Origin of the sequence: Phocaeicola abscessus CCUG 55929, from assembly GCF_000312445.1 — a bacterium.
GTDB lineage: Bacteria > Bacteroidota > Bacteroidia > Bacteroidales > Bacteroidaceae > Phocaeicola > Phocaeicola abscessus.
In genome coordinates, this window is the sequence record NZ_HE997185.1 from 160540 (window position 1) to 183997 (window position 23458).

The window sequence follows — 23458 nt, forward strand, 5'->3', positions numbered from 1 at the left end:
CATTCGAAAACCTCCCCACATCAACGGCAAGGCTCGGAGGTCGGTGGCACGGGATAAGTTCGTACGAAAAAATCGACACATTAATCCGTAAATATGGTTACAATTCTTTAAGGTTCGAAAAACTATCCATCTTTCTTTTCGTATATTTGCCACATCACTAATAGAAAAGATATGTTACGTAAAATCAGACTGACCCTTGCCGTCGTTTTTTGGGCAGGTATTACGTTGCTGTTTCTCGACTTCACGGGAATATTCCATACATGGTTGGGGTGGATGGCTAAAATCCAATTCTTGCCGGCGCTGTTGGCTGCGAACGTCGTCGTGATTACCGTTTTGGTCGCAGCCACGCTGCTTCTGGGGCGCATCTACTGTTCGGTCGTATGCCCGATGGGAGTCGTGCAGGATATGATGTCTCGTATCGGCCGACTGTTCAGATCGAAAAGCAAGCGGAAATCGCCCTACTCTTATTCTCCGGCCGTTTCATGGTTACGTTATACGGTATTAGGCCTATTTATCGTCGCTTTCATAGCGGGCATAGGAGCGTTGGTCGCCTTACTGGCTCCATACAGTTCCTACGGGCGTATGGCAAGCAATCTATTCCAGCCCGTCTGGCTGTGGGGAAATAACGTCTTGGCCGCTCTGGCCGAACGTGCCGAGAGTTATTCGTTCTACCACGTCGATATCTGGATGAAGGGATTGTCCACATGGCTAATTGCCGCAGCGACTTTTGCGATCCTCTTTTTCCTTGCCGTCCGCAACGGTCGTACCTATTGCAATACCGTTTGCCCGGTAGGGACAGTTCTCGGCCTGCTGGCAAAATATGCCTGGTTTAAACCGGTCATCGATCCCGATAAATGCATTCAATGCGGCAAGTGTTCGCGTAATTGCAAAGCCTCGTGCATCGATTTTCAAAAATACGCATTCGATTACAGCCGTTGCGTAACCTGCGGAGATTGCATATCCGTCTGTCGTTCGGACGCATTACACTATCAGCACTTATCGAAGGCGCAACATCGCTCTCTCCTTCATGCCGCTCAGGCAAACGCGGAAAAAATCGCAGCGCGCAAGGCAGCAGTTAGAAAACGAACTGAGGAGAAGGCCAACCCAGCTGTCGCAGCAAAGAAAGAAGCGGTGGATACCGCCCGCCGTACACTCATCACCGCCACGACGATCATGGCTGCGACCTCGCTGGCGAATGCACAGCGCAAAGCGGAAGAAGAAGTCGTTAAAATGGACGGCGGTTATGCCGACATCATCGAGAAGGTCGCTCCCAAGCGCGGAACGCCCATCACGCCGCCGGGAGCCAAAGGAGCTCGCAATATGGCACTGCATTGCACGGCTTGCCAGCTGTGCGTATCGGAATGTCCCAACGGCGTCTTGCGTCCGTCAACGGGATGGACGACGTTCATGCAACCCACGATGTCGTACGAAACAGGTTATTGCCGTCCGGAATGCAACCGCTGTTCCCAAGTTTGCCCTACCGGTGCCATCCGTCCCCTTACGGTGGAAGCCAAGACCGCCGTGCAGATTGGACACGCCGTTTGGAACAAAGCCTATTGCATACCTCTGATCGACGGTGTAAGCTGTGGAAACTGCGCCCGTCACTGCCCGTCCGGCGCCATTCAGATGGTGCCGTCCGATCCCGACGACGCGAATTCGCTATCAATCCCCGTGGTCAACGAAGAGCGCTGCATCGGCTGCGGCGCTTGTGAAAATCTCTGTCCTGCCCGCCCCTTGAGCGCCATCTACGTGGAAGGTCATGAAATGCATCGCGAAATTTAATAAATAAAGCCAGGATGGATAAAGAACTCATCGATATGCTTCACGAAAGCAATTACTCCTGCGTGATAAGGAAAGGAAAGGTAACGCGAACCTTTGTCCGGCGCGGGATTAAGGATCTGTACGAGCTGATCGCACACGAGAAATCCTTTTTGAGCGGAGCAAGGGTCGCCGATAAGGTAGTGGGAAAAGCAGCCGCCGGCCTGATGATCATCGGAGGAGTAAAAGAAGTGTATGCCGACGTCATCAGCAGCCCTGCCCTCGCCCTCTTTCAGCAATACGGCCTGCCGGTTTCTTACGGCAAGGAAGTGGATCACATCGTCGACAGGACGGGAACCGACTGGTGTCCGATGGAACGGGCTACGTTCTCAGCCCGAGACGCCGCCGAAACCTATCGATTTATCACCGATTTTTTAAACCAAAATAAATAAAGATGGATACAACAGTTAAATTTTATTCGTTGGATTATCGCGAATCGCGAACATACCTGTACGCCGCATTGTTCCTTATAGGGAACATCGTTTTACCGCAATTGATTCACCTTCTGCCTCACGGCGGGCTGATTTGGCTACCCATTTACTTCTTCACCTTGATCGGTGCGTATAAATACGGATGGCAAGTCGGCCTGCTCACAGCAGTAGCCTCTCCGTTAGTCAACCACGGGTTATTCGGCATGCCTGCAGCACCCATGCTCGTTCCCATCCTGGTCAAGTCGGTCGTATTGGCATTGGCGGCAAGCTATGCCGCACACCGATATCAAAAAGTCTCCGTTCCGGTATTGGCGGCAGTGGTGCTCGCCTATCAGGCAATAGGATCGGCGGCCGAATGGATGATCGTCGGTAACCCGATCGCCGCATTGCAAGATTTCCGTATCGGTATCCCCGGTATGATGTTGCAGCTGTTCGGTGGTTATGCGACCATTAAATACCTTCTGAAGAAGTAAGGACATCTCGCCGGACACGTCTCACAACGTAGCTGGACACGTCCCATAACGTAGCTGGACACGTCCTACAACGTAGCCGGACACGTCCCATAACGTAGCCGGACACGTCCCATAACGTAGCTGGATACGTCCCATAACGTAGCTGGATACGTCCCATAACGTAGCTGGATACGTCCCGAACCCCGTCGGCGAGGTTGTTTATCCCGTCGGATAGGTTGTACAACCTATCCGGATACGTCCCGAACGTCAAATTCGAGGTTGTACAACGTATCCGGCGAGGTCCGGGACGTCAAATTCGAGGTTATCCAACGTATCCGACGGGGTTCAGGACGTCAAATTTTAGGTTTCCCAACGTATCCGACGGGGTTCGGGACGTCAAATTCGAGGTTATCCAACGTATCCGACGGGGTTCGGGACGTCAAATTCGAGGTTATCCAACGTATCCGACGGGATCCGGGACGTCAAATTCGAGGTTATCCAACGTATCCGACGGGATCCGGGACGTCGACATCGTTATTTTCCGTAAGTCTGACGGCGAATCAGTAAGAGTAAAACGAGATTTCCGCTGGGACATATATAAAATAAAGAAGGGAATCCTCACGAATTCCCAATCTCACTTAACCTTAAAATCTAATACCATGAAAAACACGATGCAAATATAGTCGTTTTATGTTATTCAGCATAATTTATTCGTATAAAATCATCCGTTGTTAACAACATTTAACAACAAGGATGTCGTTCATCGGGATTTTCGCCAGTCCGAGCGCCTCTGGCCCACCCCTTCCTTTCCCGGTTTAAGCAATAGCTCTCACCCCTCATCTGAATACGCTCCTTCTGCTCAAGGTGCCGAATCTTTCGTTTTCGTGACCATCAATCGATAACCGTTTGTCTGATCCAGTTTCTGCAGTTCTTCGTAAATTCTCAAACAGGCCCAGGCATCGGTGGCGGCGTAAAGCGCCTGATTCTTAGAGAGTGTATCGGCCTCCCAGTTAGTCAGTTGTTGCGATTTGGCTATCCGCTGTCCGAACAAATTGGCATAAATTTTTTGCAGGCTCAAATCCTTGATGCCGAAACGTTGCACATACAGTTGCAACTCTACCCATTCGCCCTTGGTCGGGTTCATTTTTTTTCGTCTCGTCAACATGATAAAGTCGTCTTTCAGCGATAACCCGATCTTCAACACGCCGTTTTGCAGAAAATCGGCCAATTTGTCAGGAATTCCGATCTTGTTCAGCCGGAATAAAAAGCAAACGTCTTCCGTCGATAATTGCAGCAAAGCCACTTTGTGGCGTAATCCCGGTCTAAACGACGGACGCGTTTCGGTATCCACTCCCACCCGTTGTTGTCCGTTCAAATAATCTACAGCCTTGTTGGCGTCCGATACGCTGCTGACGACGATGACCCGCCCTTTGAAAAGCACTTGCGGCATCGCGGTGATGGCTTGTTTCGTTACAAAATCTTTGATCTGTTTCATCATAACTCCGTTTCGTTCTCAGGATAGTCAGCCTGTGCATCACGACTTTCACCCTCCTCACACTGATTGTATTTCGCATCGTGCAGAGCCCGCATCGCATTCACCAGTCGTTGCCCCCAATAAGTAGAAAAATGTTCTTTACAAACGGCAAGGGCATCGTTCATAATCAGATTGATTCCACATTGAAAAACTTCGATAAAGTTTCTCACATCCTGGTAAATATCGGCCAGATCCTCGGAAATGGTACAGGTAAGCGGGCCTTCGCTATAGATCATGTCGGGAACGAACACTTCCAGATAATCGTCCTGCGAGCCCATCACGGCTTTGACCGCCATGCGGACATATTCATAGTCAGCTTCCGAAACCGATTGCGCGGGCTCATCGATGCCCAATCGCTCGCAAGGAGGTATCAAGGACGCTTTCAGATAAAGTAAAGGAAGCAACTTGAGCGCAGTATCCACCCATTCATCCCGCCGCTTCTCCCGCGCTCTTTCCATAAAAGCGCAGTATTCCGCAGCGACGGTAACAAACTCAATGGTATTCTTATCGAATATGACTTCCCTATCCTTTTCCATAAATACTAATTTGAATTGCAAAGTTATGAAAAAACTGAAAAAAGCACTTCTTTATTCAGCTTTTTCCTGTATTTTTGTGGAATAAACCGTAAACGTAAAAATGGCAAATAAAAAAGATATATCGACCAAGAAAAATAAAAAAGAACGAAACGACAGCACGCAGACGGGCAATTCGCTGATCGGATTCTTCAAGAGCGAGACGACGCATTTCGCAATAGGACTGATCTTCCTCATTATTGCCGTATATTTGCTGTTGGTATTTACTTCGTTCTTCTTTACGGGGGCGGCAGATCAAAGCATCGTGGAGAACCCGGTAGAAAATATCAATCAGGCGATGAGCGAAGTGCAAAATTACGGAGCCCTGGGAGGTGCGCATATCTCTTATTTCTTTATCAACAACGGCTTTGGCCTGGCTGCTTACTTCATCGTCCTGTTTTTGGCGGTAGCCGGTCTCAAACTGATGCGCGCTTATAAGTTTCTGCTGTGGAAGTGGTTCCTATGCTGTACGATCCTGTTGATTTGGTTTTCCGTAGCGCTCGGTTTTTTCTTCGAAAATCCGATGGCGGACAGTTTTTTCTATCCCGGCGGCATGCATGGACACAATATCAGCAACTGGTTGGAAGGATTGATCGGGCAACCGGGCGTCATATTGCTCCTGTTGGTGGTAGCTTTGCTCTTCCTCGTCTATGTCAGCAACGAGACCATAACCATCATTCGTAAAATTCTACATCCTCGTTTTAAACACGCTCTCCCAGCGGAATTATCCGACGAAAAGGAAAATGCAGGAAATAAAACCGCAAGGGTAGAAGAGGAATATGCCGATCCTCAGCCGACGGTGGTCGATTTCGATTTGAATGCAAATAAGGCCAAATCGGAGACCTCCGAAAACGAAATGTTCGAACCCCCTCATTACGATTTCGGCATTTCGCCCCGGCGAAGTCCGAATTCGAACAGGGCCGAAATTGCAGATAAAGACGAACCGGATTTCACGATCACCAACGATATTTCCGAAGAAGACGAAGCATACAGAGGCAAATTGACGATACCTTACAACCCGCGTCTCGACTTGGAAAATTATCACTTCCCTACGCTCGACTTACTGAACCCATGCGATGACGTTCGCCCGGACATCGACATGGAAGAACAAAATGCGAATAAGAACCGTATCATCGACGTACTGCGCAGTTTCGGCATCGAGATCAATTCCATCAAAGCCAGCGTCGGACCGACCGTTACCTTATACGAGATTACCCCTGCGGAAGGCATCCGCATCGCTAAGATCAAAAATCTGGAGGATGACATCGCCTTGAGTCTCTCCGCATTAGGCATCCGCATCATCGCTCCGATTCCCGGAAAAGGAACGATCGGTATCGAAGTGCCCAATGCCAACCCCCAAATTGTACCTATGCGATCGGTTCTCGCCAGCAAGAAGTTTCAGGAAACGACGATGGAACTGCCTATCGCCATGGGCAAAACCATTACCAACGAGGTGTTCCTGGTCGATTTGGCCAAAGCGCCTCACATGCTGGTTGCAGGTGCTACCGGACAAGGAAAATCGGTAGGGTTGAACGCGATCGTCACTTCGTTATTATACAAAAAACATCCGGCTGAGTTGAAATTCGTCATCATCGATCCCAAGAAAGTCGAATTCTCAGTCTATGCCCCCATTGAGAATCATTATTTGGCTAAGCTTCCCGAGTGGCAGGATGCCATCATTACCGATGTTACGCAAGTGGTCAACATATTGAATTCGCTTTGTAAAGAGATGGATACGCGTTACGATTTGCTCAAGAAAGCCATGTGCCGCAACATCAGAGAATACAACGCCAAGTTCGTCAATCGGAAACTCAATCCGGAGCACGGACATCACTTCCTACCCTACATCGTCATTATCGTAGACGAATTCGGCGACCTGATCATGACGGCTGGCAAAGAAATAGAATTGCCCATTTGCCGTATTGCGCAACTGGCACGCGCCGTCGGCATACATGCCATCATCGCTACCCAACGGCCTACGACCAATATCATTACCGGCACAATCAAAGCGAATTTCCCCGCACGCGTGGCCTTCCGCGTTGCCGCCATGATCGATTCGCGCACCATACTCGATCGCTCCGGAGCGCAACAGTTGATCGGCAAAGGAGATATGCTTTATCTTCAAGGGAACGATCCTGTCCGCGTGCAGTGCGCTTTCGTCGATACGCCGGAAGTAGAAAGAATAGTAAATCATATCAAGGATCAGCAGGGGTATCCGACTCCGTTCATTCTTCCGGAATGCGATACCGCCGAAGAAGGCGTGCAAAACGGCGAAGTCGACATGAACAAACTGGATCCGATGTTCGTGGAGGCTGCCCGGTTGATCGTATATAACCAACAAGGGTCGACTTCGCTCATCCAACGCAAGTTCGCCATCGGCTATAATCGGGCGGGACGCATCATGGATCAACTGGAAGCCGCAGGTATCGTTGGACCTACCCAGGGAAGCAAGGCGCGCGACGTGCTATGTATGGATGAAACTGATCTGGAAACGAAATTGAGTACGATGAATATCAAATTTTAACAAGTATGAAAAAATATTGCCTTGCCTTATATTTCCTTTCTCTCTGGCTTGGTTACACGGAAACATTTGCCCAACAAAACGCGAAGGCGAGAGAAATATTGGATAAAACCGCCGCGACCATCAAGAGTTCCGGGGGGATCCGGGCGACCTTCGACGGCACGCAGGAAGGCACTATCTTATTGGAAAACGAAAAGTTCTACCTAAACAATGGCGCCGTAGAAACTTGGTTCGATGGAAAAACGCAATGGAGCTATGTAAAAGCCAATGAGGAAGTAAATATCAGTTATCCGACACCCGAAGAACTGCAGGATACGAATCCGTATTTCCTCGTGTACTTCTATAAACGAGGTTATGATTACAGCTACGGCGGCATAAAAAAAATAAACGGCAAATCGGGATACGAAATCCTTCTAACCCCACAGGCTCCAAGTAATATCACGGCTATCACATTGCTTATCGCCGATGATTACTTGCCTTTCCACCTCCGCATAGAAGCGAAAAACCAACCGATACAAATCATACATATCCGATCGTACCGGCTGCATCAAAATTTTAATAAGGACACGTTTAAATGCGACCTGAAAAAATATCCGCAAGCCGAAACGATCGATTTGAGATAGATAAATAAAAATAAGAATGGAAATGATGAATACAGAAAAAGTAAAATGTCTGATTATCGGGTCAGGACCAGCCGGCTATACCGCCGCCATCTATACGGGACGTGCCAACATAGTACCGGTCATATACGAAGGATTGGAACCCGGAGGACAATTGACCACGACCACGATGGTGGAAAACTTCCCGGGATATCCCGACGGCGTAGAGGGCACCCAATTGATGGACGACCTGCGGAAGCAAGCCCTCCGATTCGGTGCCGATATTCGAAACGGCATCATCGCCAAAGCGGAGTTGGATAAACATCCTTTTGTACTGACTACCGACGGAGGTAAAACAATTGAAGCGGACGCCGTAATTATCGCAACCGGCGCATCGGCAAAATATTTAGGATTGGCGGATGAGAAAAAATATGCCGGCGAAGGTGTCAGCGCCTGCGCTACTTGCGACGGATTCTTTTACCGGAAGAAAGTGGTAGCGGTAGTCGGCGGAGGCGATACGGCTTGCGAAGATGCTACCTATTTGGCCGGATTGGCGAAAAAGGTTTACCTTATTGTAAGAAAACCTTATCTGCGCGCATCGAAAATCATGCAAGAGCGCGTCATGAACCAGCCAAATATCGAAATTTTATTCGAACACAATGCCGTAGGTCTGTTCGGAGAGAACGGTGTAGAAGGAGTGCATTTGGTCAAACGAAAAGGAGAACCGGATGAGACATATTATGACCTGCCCATCGACGGATTCTTCTTAGCTATCGGGCATAAACCGAACTCCGACATATTTAAACCGTATCTCAAAACAGATGAAGTGGGCTACATCATAACGGAGAAAGGAACGCCGAAAACGAATATCCCTGGAGTATTCGTAGCCGGCGACGTGGCAGACCCTCATTATCGCCAAGCCGTTACTGCCGCAGGAAGCGGCTGTCAAGCCGCCATCGAAACAGAACGATACTTATCCGTAAATAAATTAATATAATCTTAAAATAAAAGACAATGAAATCTCTAATGAAAAAAATCGTATTCAGCGTATTGCTGATGAATTTTGTGATGTACGGATGGGCTCAAGGGCAAATGCCGCAATTGCCAATCGATCCCAATGTACGAATAGGCAAGCTCGATAACGGACTTACCTATTATATCCGTCACAACGAATTGCCGCAGCATCAAGCGGACTATTATATCGCCCAAAAGGTAGGATCCATACTCGAAGAAGAAACCCAAAGAGGATTGGCTCACTTCCTCGAACACATGTGTTTCAACGGAACTCAACATTTCCCCGGCAAGGGAATTATCAATTACCTCGAAACGATCGGGGTGAAATTCGGCGAAAATCTGAATGCCTATACGAGTATCGACGAAACGGTTTATAATATCTCAAACGTGCCTACTACCCGCGAAGGGATAGCAGACTCATGCCTGCTGATCCTGCGCGATTGGGCGGACGGCTTGACGCTCGACCCGAAAGAAATCGACAGCGAACGAGGCGTTATCCATGAAGAATGGCGTACCCGCCAAGGCGCAATGATGAGAATGTACGAAACGATTCTCCCCGAGATCTACCCGGATAGCAAATACGGTCATCGCCTACCGATCGGCTTAATGTCGGTGGTCGATAATTTCCCGCACCAAGCCTTGCGCGATTATTACGAAAAATGGTACCGTCCAGACCAACAAGGCATCATCGTAGTCGGCGATATCGATGTCGACCTGATCGAAGCGAAAATCAAACGTACGTTTGCCGATATCAAAATGCCGGAAAATCCGGCAGAACGCGTATATTTCCCCGTTCCCAACGTCAATAAGACGATCGTGGGGCTCGCCAAAGATAAGGAACAGCAAATGACACAAATTCTCACCATGTTCAAACACGAAGCGATCAAACCGGAAGAAAAAAGAAATATCGAATACCTGGTGATCGACTATATGAAAGAAATGATTTCGACCATGCTCAACGATCGTCTTTCCGAATTGACGCAAAGGGCAAATCCTCCTTACTTGAGTAGCGGCAGCGGCGACGGAAACTATATGCTCTCGAAAACAAAAGATGCTTTCACCGTTTTTGCAGCAAGTAAAGACGACGGCATCGATACTGCCTTCGTCACCGTGCTGCGCGAAGTGAAACGTATGGAAGACTTCGGTTTTACCGCTTCCGAATATGTGAGAGCTAAGGCAAATTTCCTACGCTCTTTGGAAAAACGGTACAACGAACGCAATAAAACTCAGAATGCCAACTACGTCAGGGAATATGTTCGGAATTTCCTTGACGGCGAACCGATCCCGGGAGTCGAAAACGAATACACACTCTATAATCAGATCGTTCCCAATATTCCCTTAGAAGCGATCAATCAGTTCATCCCTGCGCTGGTAAACGATTCGAACATGGTCGTCGTCTTGTTTATGCCCGAGAAGGAAAGCATGAATTATCCTACGAAAGACCATATCGGCGACCTGATCAATGAAGTAAAGACAGAAACGTTAACCGCCTATCAGGATAAGGTTTCCGATGAACCCCTGTTGAAAGACAAACCTCTGTCCGGTAAAATCGTGAAGACCGAAGAAGGTAAATTCGGCTCCAAAATCCTGACCTTGTCGAACGGCGTACGCGTGATCGTGAAGACTACCGACTTCAAAGCGGACGAAATATCGATGAAGGCCTTCAGCCCGGGTGGCTCCAACTTATATCCGGACAAGGATATCATCCAGGTCAATCAACTGAACAAAGTAGTCGGGTTAGGCGGACTGGGCAATTTCAGTACAATCGATCTGGAAAAAGCGTTGGCAGGAAAAGATGTGGATGTGAATGCCAACATCGGTAATCTGACCGAACAGGTGAGCGGCAAGTGTTCCCCTAAAGACTTGGAAACGATGTTGCAACTCACCTACCTTGCATTCACTGCTCCTCGCATGGATCAAGAAGCTTTCGAATCGTACAAGACTCGCTTTAAGACTCAACTGCAGAATATGAAAGGTTTACCGCGCAAGGCCTTTTCCGATACGCTTCAGGTAGCGTTATACAACCATCATCCGCGCGCCATCGATTTCACTCCCGAAATGGTCGACCAGATCGATTACGGCAAGATCATGGAAATGTACAAGGACCGTTTCAAGGATGCGAGCGATTTCACCTTTATCTTTGTGGGAAACATCGACCTCGATACGGCTGCCCCGTTGATAGAAACCTACTTAGGCGGTCTGCCTTCCATCGATCGGAAAGAAAATTACAAAGATGTCGACATGGATATCCGAAAAGGTAACTACCGCAATGTGTTTCACAAAGACCAGGAAACGCCCAAGGCGACCGTATTGATTATCTCTACCGGCAAATGCCCGTACAACTTAGAAAACAGTTTGAAAATGAGCATGCTTACCCAATTGCTCAACCAATCTTACTTGGAAAGCGTACGCGAAAAAGAAGGAGCTTCGTACGGCGTATCCGTATACGGAAAAATCAGTAAATATCCCGAGCCGAAAGAAGAAGCCTTCATGCAAATCTATTTCGACACGGATCCCGATAAACGAACAGCCATGACCGACATCGTGTTGAAAGAACTGGATCATTTCGTGCAAAACGGAGCACCCGAAGAAAACCTTGTCAAAGCAAAGGAATTCCTGCATAAGAAGCATAAGGAAAACTTAAGACTGAATAATTATTGGGTGAACCAATTGTTCGAATACTATTGGTACGATACTGACATGGATATGGACGCGGCCTATGACAATATGGTGGACGCCATTACCATGAAAGACGTTCAGGATTTTGCCGACACCCTATTTAAACAAGGGAACCGCATCGAGGTTTGCATGACATCAGGCAACCTCGATTAATACCGAAGTAGCTTATGCTATTCTCCATCATACGAAACAATAAGAAACTTGCCACAAAACGAAATCCGGCATTCGACACGAATCGTTTTGCCAAGTTTCTTATTTATTTCATGGTTGCTTATTGGGCGGCTTTCCTCCTCTTTATGGGAGTGATCCTACCTGCTGCTTTCGAAGAAATATCTCCCGCCATGGAACCGTACCACCTCCTGAATCAGGGATTGATTTACATACTTTTGGCAGACTTCGTATTGCGTTTTACGCTTCAACCTCCGATGTCGTCCGAATTGAAACCGTATCTGCTCTTACCCGTAAAGAAAAACAAACTGATCAATATCTTTCTTTTGCAAAACGGATTGAGTGGGTACAACTTCTTCTGGTTTTTCTTTTTCATACCGTTTGCATTCCTGACGATTGTCAAGTTTTACGGGTTTGGGGGACTATGCTTATATTCCATAGGCATCTGGTTGCTTATCGTTATGAACAGTTACTGGCACGCCTTGTGCAAGATGCTTTATAACGAGCACCAGGTTCTGATCGTCGTTCCCATCCTCTTTTATGCCTGTTGCGGATGGGCCGAATTCTGGCTGCCGCATCGCGTCAGTACGTTCACGATGAACTTAGGCGAAGGATTCATGCAAGGGAATGTTTCGTGCTTCCTGTTGATCATACTTGTAATACTCTTCTTATTCTGGTTGAACGGGACGTTGCAGTTGCACTTCCTCTTCGATGAATTAGCCAAGGTCCGCGATACGAAACTCAATCATGTCTCGGAATATAAATTTCTTGACAGGTACGGCTTAGTAGGCGAATACATGCGTTTGGAATTAAAGTTGTATATGCGTAACAAGACGGCCAAAAAGCAATTTATCTCCGCTTTTATCGTGATGCTGCTATTCTCGTGCGCCATGGCGTTCAGCGATATATACGACGGAGCCGCATGGTCTTCGTACATATCCATCTATACGTTCTGCGTACTCGGCATTATGACATTGGGACAAGTCATGTGTTTCGAAGGAAATTACATCGACGGCCTGATGAGCCGGAAGGAATCCATTTATACCCTGCTTCGAGCGAAATATTATATCAACTGCCTGTTCGTACTCATTCCTTTCTTCGTGATGCTCGCTCCCGTCGTCCGACACAAGATGAATCTCTTGGCTCCCATTTCATATTCTTTTTTTACCGTAGGATTTATCTTCGCCCTGCTTTTACAGTTAGCGGTATACAATACCAGAACGATGCCGCTGAACGCCACCATCATGCAGAGCAATAAAACGAATACCAGCATTCAGATGATCATTACCTTACTGGCGTTCACGTTGCCTTTCGTCTTCGATATGATTTTTACCCAGATCGCTGGAAGGAACACTACTTCGATTATCGAATGCGCCATAGGGATCCTGTTCGTCATCACTCACCGCTTCTGGCTGAAAAATATTTATAAACGCCTGATGAAACGCAAGTACCAAAACATGGAAGGGTTTCGCGCTACACGTTAATTAAATATATATAATTATGAATATCACCATTGATCACTTGGTAAAACGATTCGGTAAGAAGGTTGCCATCGACATAGACAGTTACACCATCCGCAGCGGCGATATGCTCGGATTGGTCGGTAATAACGGAGCAGGAAAGACCACGCTTTTCCGGCTTATCCTGGATCTGTTGAAAGCCGACGAAGGAAGTATCTCTATCCATAACACCAAAGTCAACGAAAGCGAAGATTGGAAAGAATATACGGGAGCCTACCTCGACGACGGCTTCCTCATCGATTACCTTACTCCCGAAGAGTACTTCGCCTTCGTGGGGAAAATATGCGGAATCCGAAAAGAAGAAATCTCCGAACGCCTGAAACGCTACGAACGCTTGATGCACGACGAAATCATGGGAAAGAAAAAACTCATCCGCGATTTCTCCGCAGGAAACAAACAAAAGATTGGTATCATCGGAGCCATGTTGAATAACCCGAAAGTGCTGATTCTCGACGAACCGTTCAACTTTCTCGACCCGACCTCGCAATCGATCATAAAGCGAGAACTCAAAACCTTCCACGAAGAGACGAATGCCACCATACTGATCTCCAGCCACAACCTGACCCATACCGTCGATATCTGCCCCCGCATCGCTCTGCTGGAGGACGGAAAGTTGATCCGCGATATCGATAACAGAGACGGTTCAGCGGAAAAAGAATTGGAAGATTACTTCGAAGTGGCCGATTAACGGAAGGTGTGCGGTAGCTCTAAGGGTTCGATAGACAATTGAAAATAAAAGTCGAAAAAATCTCTTGCATTATTGAAAGGATAATTGTAATTTTGCAGCCGATTCACTCCGTAAAGGTTCGAAAAAGCAACCTGTGCATACAGGTTCACCTGACGGAAAAACCGTATAACAACAAATAAAATGTACGTAATTGTAGAAATTAACGGTCAGCAGTTCAAAGTCGAAGAAGGGAAGAAATTGTTTGTACACCACATGCAAGAGGGAGAAAGCGGAACGACCGTTGAATTTGACCGAGTCTTGTTGGTCGACAACGACGGAACGGTCACCGTGGGTACTCCTACAGTAGAAGGAGCAAAGGTGGTGTGTGAAATCGTCTCTCCACTGGTTAAAGGCGATAAAGTATTGGTATTCAAGAAGAAAAGACGTAAAGGATACCGAAAGCTGAACGGGCATCGTCAACAATTCACGGAGTTGACAATCAAACAAATTATTGCTTAATCATTAAAATTTTAGAGAAATGGCACATAAAAAAGGCGTAGGCAGTTCGAAGAATGGCCGCGAATCGGCAAGTAAACGATTAGGCGTTAAGATTTGGGGCGGTCAAACTTGCAAAGCAGGGAACATCATCGTTCGTCAGAGAGGAACGGCATATTTCCCTGGTCATAATATGGGTATGGGCAGCGACCATACTCTTTACGCACTGGTAGACGGGGTAGTTTGCTTCAAAAGAGGCCGCGAAGACAAGAGATTCGTCTCTGTCATTCCTGCGACGACTCCGGAAGCTCCTGCAGAAGGATAAAATGCTTCATTTAATTTGTGAAAGAGGACTTAGAATTCACCCTCTGGGCTCATTCTTTGATAAGCACTTCTAATTTCTTGGCTATATCCTCGGATGTAGGAAACAGTTCTTTCGTATGCCTCTGGTAAAAACCAAAAGCAGATGGATATGGAAAGCGACTATTTTCCGTTTTTCCACCTTTTCTTGAACCTTGGGGATAGATTTTTGATAAAATCTATCATTTAGGCCTAAGTAATTAGTTATGAACAGCCTTATGAGTTATGAACTTCAGCAGGTAATGGTTTAGCGACCTATCTTCTGCAATGACACACAACGCTTTGCATAACTCGAATAACCTATTGCAAGGGTAACATTATCTACGGAGAAAGACGAAACTTTCTCCGTTTTTCTTTTTTAATGGAGTATGCAATCAAAACACGGAATACCACGACCAAATCGTAAGCCTTGTCAATGCCAACAAACGGCTAATCCGCCAGCGAATGAGACAAACAGCATAAAGTATAAACCATTAAACTATCACAGCAATGAAAGTAAAAATAGAAAGCATCGTATGCAATTTTTCGAGCAAAGCTCTCAACAACTCGTGGGCGGATGAGATATCCCATATCCTTATAAGGGTAATCAATGCCATTACTCTATCCGCCAATGAGGAGAAACTAAGAGCAGCCATCAAAAAGATAGCCGAAGAAACGGAACGAGACCTCTGCCCCCCTATCTTTATATTCATCCAATTCAATAATTTTTAGTACCTTTGCTTTATGAAACAGAAACCCTCCTCTCCGAGTTTTGCAGAGGTCTCTGGCTGATGGACAAGGTGAACGTAAGTTCTATCGAAGAGCTGCTTGAACTCGTGATACAGACTGTAGAATTTAAATAGATATACTGATGAAAAGAATCGCATCCGTCCTGTTTATCCTTACGCTTTCGATAGGAAGTGTATGTGCCGTCACTTCTGCCGACTCCATACGCCGGGAGATGAATCGTCTCGGGGGGAAAGAACTCTTGCGGGCACACAGCAACCTTTGCCGGTTAGCGGCCGCCCAAGACGATATGCAGTATGAGTTGCGCTGCATCCGCGAATATCTTGTGGAGGCCCTGAAACAAAAGGACGCGGAAGCCGAAGGGATGGCACGTGTCAGGCAGCTGTATTGCTACTACAACTACGACGAACCGGACAGCATCCTCTTCTACCTGCCGGAGTCGCTCAAGTCTCTGAAGAAAAACAAGACGTGGGACTATTACTACAATGCGTGGAGCGTTTTGGTGGAGAGGTATATTTACGAGGAAAAACTGCAGACCGCCTTGCTCGAGGCACGGAAGATGTATGCCGATGCGCACACTGCCAATAGCAACTACGGACTGGGCGTTTCCTCATACGATATGGGCAGCATCTACCAGACGATGGGACGCTTTCGCGAGGCCGAAAAATCCTTAACGGAAAGTATTGCCGCTCTGTCTAAGGAAGAAGACATCTCGCAGCTGCTCTCCGCCTACAATGCTTTAGGCGAAACCCTCGACGGATTGGGCGAGTATGACAGACTGCGGGCAACAGCCGGGAAATGGAAATCCGTCATCGACAAATATCGGGAGGAGGCACTGCGCAAGGGCGATACCCCGCCGCTGAACGGGCGTTACCTCTACTGCACACTGGCTGCCGCCGTTGCCGAGATAGAGACGGCAAATTATTCAAAGGCCGACGAACTGCTGAAACAAGCAGAGATATATGCCGAGGGACGCAAGGCTGTGGCACAGTTCAAGCTCCTGCAAGTGCAGGCGCGCTACTATGCGGCGACAAGGCAATATGAAGAAGCGATAGCCTGCAACCGCAAGAACATGGAAATCATCGCCGCCTCGGGCGACTCCGTGAGTCTGCTCACCGTACAGACCCAGCAGGCAGATTTTCTCCTGAAAGCCGGGCGGTATAAAGAGGCTGCCGAACTCTACAATGAGATACTTCCCCACAAGGACAGGCTGCGCACCACGGAACTTACCAATCAGCTCGACGAACTGCATACCATCTTCGAGGTGGATAAGCTCACGCTACGCAACGAAGTCATCACCACCCGTTTCTACCTCTCTTTCATTATCGGTATGTTGCTGTTGCTTGCCCTCGTCCTATACATTATATATACGCGCAGGCTGCGCCGCAAGAACAGAGTTTTGTACGACTCCATTCTGCAATACCGACGTGTGCAGGACGAAGTGGAGAGTTCGGTAAGAGCTATCCCCGAAGAACAACTCGACCGCGAAGGCAGGCTCTACCGTCAATTGTGCGAATTGATGAAGACCGAGGAGGTTTACAAGGATGCAGCCTTGAATCGCGACGTTTTGGCCGAACGACTCGGCACGAACTCCGTTTACCTTGCCGATGCCGTGCGCAAATATGCCGACGGCGCCACCGTCAATGAGTTTATCAATAGCTACCGTTTGCGCCGTGCAGCTTCCTTGCTGACCGGCAATCTCAATCTGAACATCAATGAGGTGGAATACCAGTCGGGGTTCAACTCCCGTGCCACCTTCAACCGATGCTTCCGGGCCTGTTACGGTATGTCGCCCTCCGAATACAAAGCCATCGCCAAAGAAAAGAAGATGGAAAAGTAACAATTGTCGGACCGATAGACGCCGAAAGCCCCGAATCATTCTTCATCGAATGGTTCGGGGCTTTTGAGTTAAACGGTGATTATCGTCAGGTTCAATCTACATACATTGTTCTCAAGGAATCGTTAATGGCAAAGTATAATTATCGCCTCGTATTATTGTTGCGATCTTCCTTTTTCACAAGAGAAGAAAGAAGATATAGAGACTTTTTTCATCTGTATTTATATGTATTACAGTTGTTTCCAGATATGAAACACCTTTTTTCAGATATGAGACATCTCCCGAAATCATCTTCTTTAGCTTTGCGCCGTTATCAACGAAAAAAGAAGAATAATGAAGAGGATGTATTGGGTATATATAACGGAGGATAGCGAGGCCGGAATAACCATCGGGTTTTCTGCCGAAATGGATAAAACGTTCCTTAAGCTTTCCGCACGTGGAACCCCCCTTTTCTATCTCCGTTCCTTTTCCATTCCTTTCGATGCTTTGGCACACAAACATCTGCTCGAGGACCTCTCGTTAAAAACAATCAGGAGGTTCATACGGAACCATCGGGAGGAGACGAAGCAATGCTGCGACAGACTTTTATTTAATTATTGAGAAGAGAAGCAAACAAAACATTCTAAACAAAACAAGATATGAATTATAGAAGAATTGTATTGACGGTGCTGCTTGGAGGAGCCATTCTCCAGGCCTATGCACAGGAGGTTCCTGAAGAACGGGCCGCGGTTCGGGGATGGTACGCCGGACTTCGCGGCGGACTGTCGGCAGGAACGTCCACCTTTGTTTCGGCAGCTGCCGATAAGTTTCGGCCGGGGTGGAGCGCTGGTTTTTTCGGCGGTTACCGGTTTAGCTCCGTATTTTCACTCGAAGGGGTATTGAAGTGGGGAGAAGTTACGCTCGGCGTCCGCAAGAGCGATGTCGACGCCGACTATTGGCTGGGCAGAGACCTCGTGCGCTACCATGCTCCCGTCATCGACTTTGAGGGGTGGAACTACAACGACCTCAAAAGCCGTGTCGGCATCGGCAGTTTCGGCTTGCAGGGCAATATCGACTTGTTGGGATTCTTCCGCTCCGGCAATTGCCGCTGGCGCATGGAGGTCTCACCCCTCGTCTCGGTAGTGCGCACGAAAGCCGATTTCGTGACGATTCCCGACGATAAGACCGTCATGGGCCTCGAGTCCCGATGGCATATCGGTTGGGGCGGCGAGGCGCAAATCGGTTACCGGGTGTCCGAGCATTGGGGTATCGGCATCTACAGCGGTTTCATGCAGCTTGCCGGCAAACGCCTCGACCGCATCCCCGAACAGGGTTACAAGACCAATCTGCTCCGCGAAGGCGGCCTGAAGCTCACTTATGCTTTCGGTAAGAAAGTGGTTGCCAAAGCGCGCCGTTCGGAAACAGCAAAGGAGGATTAAACAATGAAACAGACATCATTTTATTACACCTTCGTGTGCCTCGTGGCACTCTCCATCACGTCACTTTTGTTGTCACTTTTGTTTTTTATGATGTTCTTACTTGCGTCGTGCAGCTCCAACGACAGGGGCGATGACGATGATTACGGCATTTCCGCCGCCCTTTCGTGGGCAGACCCGGCCGATGCCGGCAGCGAAATCAAGGATGTCAGGGTGTGGATATTCCAAGCCGACGGCAAGCTCGTGTCCGAGCGTCAGTACGGCAACAAGTTTCTGATTGCCCTCGACATCCATTCGCTTCCCGCGGGGGAATACGACGCGGTGGCTGCGGTCAACCTCATCGAACCTTTCGGGGCCGACGGCGGCGAGACATTTTCCACCTTGTTGCTGAAACTTCAAGAAGCTTCCGCCTCGGCCCAACACGCCCACTATGCCGTGGAGCGCATCGGCCTGCCGAAGCACAAGAATATCCGTATCGACCTCAGACTGCGCCGCATCCTTTCGGAGCTTACGGTAGAAGTGGAAGGCGCCCCACAGGGTGCGAAACTCGAAACGGTGGTGCTCAATGCCGCCGAAGCCCTTCTCCCCTCGCAAAAGGAGGCCGACGGCACTTGGGGCAGAGCTTCTGAAAACAAGCAGCCGGCCGAAGGCAAGACCGCCGCCGAACAGAACGGACTTATCAAGACCGAAACGCTTCGTCCGATGCCCACGGTGAGCAACGCCGCACATGCCTACCTGCGCTTTACGTTCCGCCTTGCCGACGGAAGCCTGCGCCGGTGCGATGCAGAGGCTCCGTCCATGAAGCCGGCCGGCAAGTACACGTTGAAAATGAAATACTCCGAACTCAAGCCTTTCATGCACATCGACGCCACACGCATCAGCGACTGGGAAGAGGGATGGACGATAAGCGGAGAGATACCGGAACCCTCGTGACTGAACGAGGCGAGTGATGAACCCTTTTTTTAGTTATTCAACATATTAAATTAACGAACATGAAGAAAATGATTCTTTTCGCTGCCGCACTGGCAGCCGTTGCGCTGACAAGCTGCAACAACGACAACGAACAGGCGCAGTCGCAGACCAAGCCTGAGTACATCACCGTGAGCACCTCCATCGACAACCTGACCCGCGTCTCCACCACGGGAAACGCCTCCCGGTTCGACGAAGGCGACAAAATCAGTGTCTATGCCTGGACGGGCACGGCCGACGAGGTGGCCGCCACCAACCTCGTAGTGAACAACTCCGTCAACGAGCTGAAAGGCGGCAAGTGGCTGCCCACGCCCCTCATGAAGTGGGTGGACATGGCCACGCCGCACTTCTTCCTCTCCCTCTATCCTGCCCGCAACGTGGCCGACTTCAAGGCCGACCCCGTGACGGTAGACACCGGGAAGCAGATGGAGAGCGACCTGCTCGTGGCCGTCAATACCGGCCAGGGCAAAGCCGGACTGAAAGCCACCGATAACCCCGTGCAGCTGCGCTTCGACCACATGATGTCCAAGCTCGTTCTGGAACTGACCTACCGCAACGAGTTCGACGGAACACCCGCCGTGGCTTCGGTAAGCACGGAGGCAAAGAACGAAGGCACCATCGACTACCTCAAGGGTGTGATTACGCTCGGCGGGACTGCCGAAACCTTCGGCCTGCAGGCGCAGAAGGCCAACGAGGTATACGCCTCCGTCATCATGCCGCAGGAGGTGCAGAAGTTCACGATAGCCATCGACGGCAAGAACTACGTCTACACCCATCCCGCACCGCTCGCCCTCGTAAAGGGAAAGAAGCAGACCGTGAAGCTCATTGTGGGGCGCAACCGCATCGAGCTGGACCAAGTGGTGATTAACGACTGGGGAGCTGCCGAGGACATCACGGGCGGAGAAGCGGTAGATTGAATAGGTGATAAACACCGATTATAAACCAATTTCAAAAAAAAGAAAAGAACATGAAGAAACTCTTTTTCATCTCGATGCTTGCAGCGGCGGCCCTCCTCGGGGGGCTGACCGCCTGCAACAACGAACTTGGCGAGCCGCAGGCAGACCGAGTTCCCGAAAATGCCGTGCGGATTACGGCCGGTATAGCCAACCCGTTTGCCGCCACCCGCTCCATGCCGTTAGGCACGGAGGACGAGCAAACCAAGTTCAAGGCGGGAGACGAAATCTTGGTGAAAACCGACTACAGCGACCAGCGTGCCACCTATCGTTTCGATGGCTCTGCCTGGACGCCCAAAGACGGCAAGTACCTCCTTTGGAAATACGACTGGCCGGAGTCTTTCAGAGCCTTTTATACCGTCGAATCTGGCTTGCAAGCTGTTGCTGGGGAACCATATGTTTTTCCAACAGACCAGAGCAGTATAGACAAAATCGCTAAAGCAGATATAATGTTCGCGAATCTTAACCCAGCAAAGACGAAAGAGGTGTTGCACTTTGCGATGCAACGCCAGACGGCACGCCTTATTGTCAAGATAGCCGGCTTCAACTCCGAATTTCCTGCCGATGCCAAGGTGGAGAACGTCGAGTTTCATAACAAGAGCAACGCAAGCGCCCCTCAAGTAACATACACACCCTATGCCGATGGCGAGGGCAAGGCGGGCAGCACCTACACGGTGCTTGTTCCCAGTGATGCTGCGAACCATACGGTTTCCCTTACCGTAGGTGACAAGGCGATGACTGCCAAGCTGCAGGACTATTCGTATAATGTCGGCAAGAGCTACACCTACCGCCTCACCGTGGGCAAGGAGAAACTCGAGGTGGGCGAAGTGACCGTGGCCGACTGGAGCGGCAGCGCAGTCATCACGGGCGGAGAAGCCAAGGCGGATTAAGGCACCCTCGCGCCGGCACTTACAGTACGGCTACAGTCGAACTTACAGTACGGCAACGGTCGAACTTACAGTACGGAAACAGTCGAACTTACAGTACGGCAACAGTCGAACTTACAGTACGGCAACAGTCGAACTTACAGTACGGCAACAGTCGAACTTACAGTACGACTTCGGTCGAACTTACAGTACGGCAACGGTCGAACTTACAGTACGGCAACGGTCGAACTTACAGTACGGCAACGGTCGAACTTACAGTAAAGAAAAACAACTATATTAATCACCAAAAAACAGTAAAAATTATGTTGATTCATCAAATTAAAAAAGAGACTGCCTATATAGGCAAGAACAAGGGTAAGACCGTTTACTACGCGGCCCCCGTTGTACAGGACAAGATTACCACCCGCCAGGTGGAAGACCGCATCATCAACGCCACGGCGCTGTCGCGCGCCGACGTGCGCAGTGCCATCACCGCCCTTGCCGAAATCGTGCGCGAAGAGATGTTTGCAGGACGGGCGGTAGACCTCGCCGACCTCGGCTCGTTCAAAGTCGTTTCGATAGGCAAACGCGTGATGACGGAGAAAGAAGTCACCGCCGACACGCTGAAAGCGCCCCGCATACAGTTCTTCCCCAAAATGGAGATGCGCAATCAGACCAAGAGCATACAGCGCATCGTGCTGCGCAGCGGCGAGAGCGTACCCGAACAACCCGGCACCACGCCCACGCCCGGCGAAACACCTTCGCCCACGCCCGAAAACCCCTTGGGTTGAAACCCCGAAGGAGGGAAAACATTTTTCGTTCATCAACAGTAATCATTCAATAACAATAAAATAACAAAGAAAATGAAGACAATAAAGAATCTGGCAATGCTTGCCGTTGCCGCACTGACCGCTGCTTCGTGCAGCCACGACGAAAACCTCGTTGCTCCCGCCGACCACTTCCCGGCCGACGGCATCATCCGCGTAGCTACCGACGTAACCCGCCCGCAAACCCGTGCGGGAATGGAAACAGCCAACCTTCAGGCATTCCGGCTGCGGGTAGAGAACACCGCCAACGCCAACTATTGCTACAACGCCCTGATGAAGAAAGAAAGCGGCGAATGGGTGAGTTACGATAACGCCGGCGCCGATAAACTGATGATGCTCTGGCAGAACAAGACCCAGAAGGTGAACGTAGCCGCCGTATGCATCCCCTCCGACATCACGCTGACCGACGAGAATTGGCTGGCCACCGGCGCCACGCCCGTGAACATCAAGGTAGAAGCCGACCAGAGCAATGCCGACCGGCTGAACAAAAGCGACCTCCTCGCGATGAAGAACCACGAGGTAGACCCTGCCAACGACCTGACCCCGCAAGGCAAGATGAAAGTGGAACTCAAGCACCGCCTTGCCAAGCTCAACCTCACCGTGCAGCTCGGCACGCAGTTCAACCTGAACGGCGCCGGCACCGCCGCCAACCCCATCACCGCAGTGAGCGTGGAAGGCACGAAGACCGAGGCCACATGGAAACTCATTGAAGATGCCATGACCGAACAGGGCAGTGCGACCCCCGTCAAACCCCTGACGGGTATCTACACCCCCGGTCAGGGCGAAACGAAGAGTGCCGTGGCGAAGTACGAATGCATCCTCGTGCCGCAGACCATCGCCGCCAACGGCTTCCAGGTGAAGATTGCCATAGCAGGCAAAACGTATACATGGAAGTCCCTGGCCGAAGTCAACCTCGCGTCCGACACGCAGTACGAACTCACCCTCACCGTGGGCAAGGACGTAGTAATCGTCGGCGGCTTCTCAGCCACCCCATGGACCGAGGGCGGCACGGAGAATATCGAAACGGAATAAACT

The 23458-nt window shown here is 49.5% G+C and carries 21 protein-coding genes; 19 read left to right on the forward strand and 2 right to left on the reverse strand.

Annotation, left to right across the window (positions count from 1 at the left end; translation table 11 throughout):
- Nucleotides 1-171: 171 nt before the first annotated feature.
- Genes BN102_RS08710 through BN102_RS08720 form a run of 3 tightly spaced genes read left to right on the forward strand, consistent with a single transcriptional unit; the run spans nt 172 to nt 2722 of the window.
- A complete protein-coding gene (locus BN102_RS08710; RefSeq protein ID WP_019208747.1) occupies nt 172-1782 on the forward strand; it encodes a 4Fe-4S binding protein in 1611 nt (536 codons plus the stop codon).
- 14 nt (nt 1783-1796) lie between these two features.
- On the forward strand, nt 1797-2210 hold the full coding sequence (locus tag BN102_RS08715) for a DUF1893 domain-containing protein (RefSeq protein WP_019208748.1): 414 nt from the start codon (nt 1797-1799) through the stop codon (nt 2208-2210).
- 2 nt (nt 2211-2212) lie between these two features.
- Nucleotides 2213-2722: a hypothetical protein gene (locus BN102_RS08720; protein ID WP_019208749.1), complete on the forward strand. Its 510-nt coding sequence runs from the start codon at nt 2213-2215 to the stop codon at nt 2720-2722.
- Nucleotides 2723-3560: 838 nt separating this feature from the next.
- Here BN102_RS08720 and BN102_RS08725 read toward each other — a convergent pair.
- Together BN102_RS08725 and BN102_RS08730 are read right to left on the reverse strand one after the other, a co-directional pair.
- A complete protein-coding gene (locus tag BN102_RS08725) occupies nt 3561-4196 on the reverse strand; it encodes a 3'-5' exonuclease (RefSeq protein ID WP_035455904.1) in 636 nt (211 codons plus the stop codon).
- Nucleotides 4196-4771, reverse strand: coding sequence for a DUF5063 domain-containing protein (locus BN102_RS08730; protein ID WP_019208751.1), 576 nt, complete (start codon nt 4769-4771; stop codon nt 4196-4198). The genes BN102_RS08725 and BN102_RS08730 overlap by 1 nt, the downstream gene beginning before the upstream one ends.
- Before the next feature lie 118 nt (nt 4772-4889).
- Between BN102_RS08730 and BN102_RS08735 the strand changes: the two genes are divergently transcribed.
- The 16 genes from BN102_RS08735 (at nt 4890) to BN102_RS08815 (ending at nt 23455) form a co-directional block, all read left to right on the forward strand.
- Nucleotides 4890-7331 carry an FtsK/SpoIIIE family DNA translocase gene (locus tag BN102_RS08735; protein ID WP_036787916.1) on the forward strand — a complete coding sequence of 814 codons (2442 nt, stop codon included), beginning with the start codon at nt 4890-4892 and terminating at the stop codon, nt 7329-7331.
- A gap of 5 nt (nt 7332-7336) precedes the next feature.
- Nucleotides 7337-7951 (forward strand): outer membrane lipoprotein periplasmic chaperone LolA1, encoded by a 615-nt coding sequence (gene lolA1 / locus BN102_RS08740; RefSeq protein WP_019208753.1) that lies wholly within the window; start codon nt 7337-7339, stop codon nt 7949-7951.
- 25 nt (nt 7952-7976) lie between these two features.
- On the forward strand, nt 7977-8924 hold the full coding sequence (trxB, locus tag BN102_RS08745) for a thioredoxin-disulfide reductase (RefSeq protein ID WP_083867236.1): 948 nt from the start codon (nt 7977-7979) through the stop codon (nt 8922-8924).
- Nucleotides 8925-8941: 17 nt separating this feature from the next.
- The gene (locus BN102_RS08750) at nt 8942-11773 is read left to right on the forward strand and encodes a M16 family metallopeptidase (RefSeq protein ID WP_036787823.1); all 2832 of its coding nucleotides are present in this window, start codon (nt 8942-8944) and stop codon (nt 11771-11773) included.
- Nucleotides 11774-11787: 14 nt separating this feature from the next.
- Nucleotides 11788-13272, forward strand: a complete 1485-nt coding sequence (locus tag BN102_RS08755; RefSeq protein WP_021311336.1) for a DUF5687 family protein — start codon at nt 11788-11790, stop codon at nt 13270-13272.
- A 16-nt stretch (nt 13273-13288) separates the two neighbouring features.
- Complete coding sequence (locus BN102_RS08760; RefSeq protein ID WP_019208757.1) at nt 13289-13996, forward strand: ABC transporter ATP-binding protein; 708 nt, start codon at nt 13289-13291, stop codon at nt 13994-13996.
- 180 nt (nt 13997-14176) lie between these two features.
- Entirely contained in the window at nt 14177-14494 is a 318-nt protein-coding gene (gene rplU / locus BN102_RS08765; protein ID WP_019208759.1) for a 50S ribosomal protein L21, read from the forward strand.
- 19 nt (nt 14495-14513) lie between these two features.
- Complete coding sequence (rpmA, locus tag BN102_RS08770) at nt 14514-14795, forward strand: 50S ribosomal protein L27 (protein ID WP_019208760.1); 282 nt, start codon at nt 14514-14516, stop codon at nt 14793-14795.
- Between the two features lie 524 nt (nt 14796-15319).
- Nucleotides 15320-15541, forward strand: a complete 222-nt coding sequence (locus BN102_RS08775; RefSeq protein ID WP_019208761.1) for a DUF8466 domain-containing protein — start codon at nt 15320-15322, stop codon at nt 15539-15541.
- Nucleotides 15542-15680: 139 nt separating this feature from the next.
- Complete coding sequence (locus BN102_RS08780) at nt 15681-17396, forward strand: helix-turn-helix domain-containing protein (protein ID WP_019208762.1); 1716 nt, start codon at nt 15681-15683, stop codon at nt 17394-17396.
- Between the two features lie 635 nt (nt 17397-18031).
- Nucleotides 18032-18811 carry an outer membrane beta-barrel protein gene (locus BN102_RS08790; protein ID WP_083867231.1) on the forward strand — a complete coding sequence of 260 codons (780 nt, stop codon included), beginning with the start codon at nt 18032-18034 and terminating at the stop codon, nt 18809-18811.
- 3 nt (nt 18812-18814) lie between these two features.
- Nucleotides 18815-19741, forward strand: coding sequence for a FimB/Mfa2 family fimbrial subunit (locus BN102_RS08795; RefSeq protein ID WP_036787826.1), 927 nt, complete (start codon nt 18815-18817; stop codon nt 19739-19741).
- Nucleotides 19742-19800: 59 nt separating this feature from the next.
- Nucleotides 19801-20694, forward strand: coding sequence for a fimbrillin family protein (locus BN102_RS08800; protein WP_019208766.1), 894 nt, complete (start codon nt 19801-19803; stop codon nt 20692-20694).
- A 50-nt stretch (nt 20695-20744) separates the two neighbouring features.
- Complete coding sequence (locus BN102_RS08805) at nt 20745-21620, forward strand: fimbrillin family protein (protein ID WP_019208767.1); 876 nt, start codon at nt 20745-20747, stop codon at nt 21618-21620.
- A gap of 299 nt (nt 21621-21919) precedes the next feature.
- Entirely contained in the window at nt 21920-22387 is a 468-nt protein-coding gene (locus tag BN102_RS08810) for an HU family DNA-binding protein (RefSeq protein WP_019208768.1), read from the forward strand.
- 72 nt (nt 22388-22459) lie between these two features.
- Complete coding sequence (locus tag BN102_RS08815) at nt 22460-23455, forward strand: fimbrillin family protein (protein ID WP_019208769.1); 996 nt, start codon at nt 22460-22462, stop codon at nt 23453-23455.
- Nucleotides 23456-23458: the final 3 nt, after the last annotated feature.

Bases quoted from the DNA above. Each gene is read 5' to 3' on its own strand.
- BN102_RS08715 (WP_019208748.1), top strand. From the start codon at position 1,797: ATGGATAAAGAACTCATCGATATGCTTCACGAAAGCAATTACTCCTGC.
- BN102_RS08805 (WP_019208767.1), top strand. From the start codon at position 20,745: ATGAAGAAACTCTTTTTCATCTCGATGCTTGCAGCGGCGGCCCTCCTC.
- BN102_RS08730 (WP_019208751.1), bottom strand. From the start codon at position 4,771: ATGGAAAAGGATAGGGAAGTCATATTCGATAAGAATACCATTGAGTTT.
- BN102_RS08760 (WP_019208757.1), top strand. From the start codon at position 13,289: ATGAATATCACCATTGATCACTTGGTAAAACGATTCGGTAAGAAGGTT.
- BN102_RS08755 (WP_021311336.1), top strand. From the start codon at position 11,788: ATGCTATTCTCCATCATACGAAACAATAAGAAACTTGCCACAAAACGA.
- BN102_RS08780 (WP_019208762.1), top strand. From the start codon at position 15,681: ATGAAAAGAATCGCATCCGTCCTGTTTATCCTTACGCTTTCGATAGGA.
- BN102_RS08720 (WP_019208749.1), top strand. From the start codon at position 2,213: ATGGATACAACAGTTAAATTTTATTCGTTGGATTATCGCGAATCGCGA.
- BN102_RS08725 (WP_035455904.1), bottom strand. From the start codon at position 4,196: ATGAAACAGATCAAAGATTTTGTAACGAAACAAGCCATCACCGCGATG.
- BN102_RS08790 (WP_083867231.1), top strand. From the start codon at position 18,032: ATGAATTATAGAAGAATTGTATTGACGGTGCTGCTTGGAGGAGCCATT.
- rplU (WP_019208759.1), top strand. From the start codon at position 14,177: ATGTACGTAATTGTAGAAATTAACGGTCAGCAGTTCAAAGTCGAAGAA.
- rpmA (WP_019208760.1), top strand. From the start codon at position 14,514: ATGGCACATAAAAAAGGCGTAGGCAGTTCGAAGAATGGCCGCGAATCG.
- BN102_RS08710 (WP_019208747.1), top strand. From the start codon at position 172: ATGTTACGTAAAATCAGACTGACCCTTGCCGTCGTTTTTTGGGCAGGT.
- BN102_RS08815 (WP_019208769.1), top strand. From the start codon at position 22,460: ATGAAGACAATAAAGAATCTGGCAATGCTTGCCGTTGCCGCACTGACC.
- trxB (WP_083867236.1), top strand. From the start codon at position 7,977: ATGAATACAGAAAAAGTAAAATGTCTGATTATCGGGTCAGGACCAGCC.
- BN102_RS08810 (WP_019208768.1), top strand. From the start codon at position 21,920: ATGTTGATTCATCAAATTAAAAAAGAGACTGCCTATATAGGCAAGAAC.
- BN102_RS08800 (WP_019208766.1), top strand. From the start codon at position 19,801: ATGAAGAAAATGATTCTTTTCGCTGCCGCACTGGCAGCCGTTGCGCTG.
- BN102_RS08750 (WP_036787823.1), top strand. From the start codon at position 8,942: ATGAAATCTCTAATGAAAAAAATCGTATTCAGCGTATTGCTGATGAAT.
- lolA1 (WP_019208753.1), top strand. From the start codon at position 7,337: ATGAAAAAATATTGCCTTGCCTTATATTTCCTTTCTCTCTGGCTTGGT.
- BN102_RS08775 (WP_019208761.1), top strand. From the start codon at position 15,320: ATGAAAGTAAAAATAGAAAGCATCGTATGCAATTTTTCGAGCAAAGCT.
- BN102_RS08795 (WP_036787826.1), top strand. From the start codon at position 18,815: ATGAAACAGACATCATTTTATTACACCTTCGTGTGCCTCGTGGCACTC.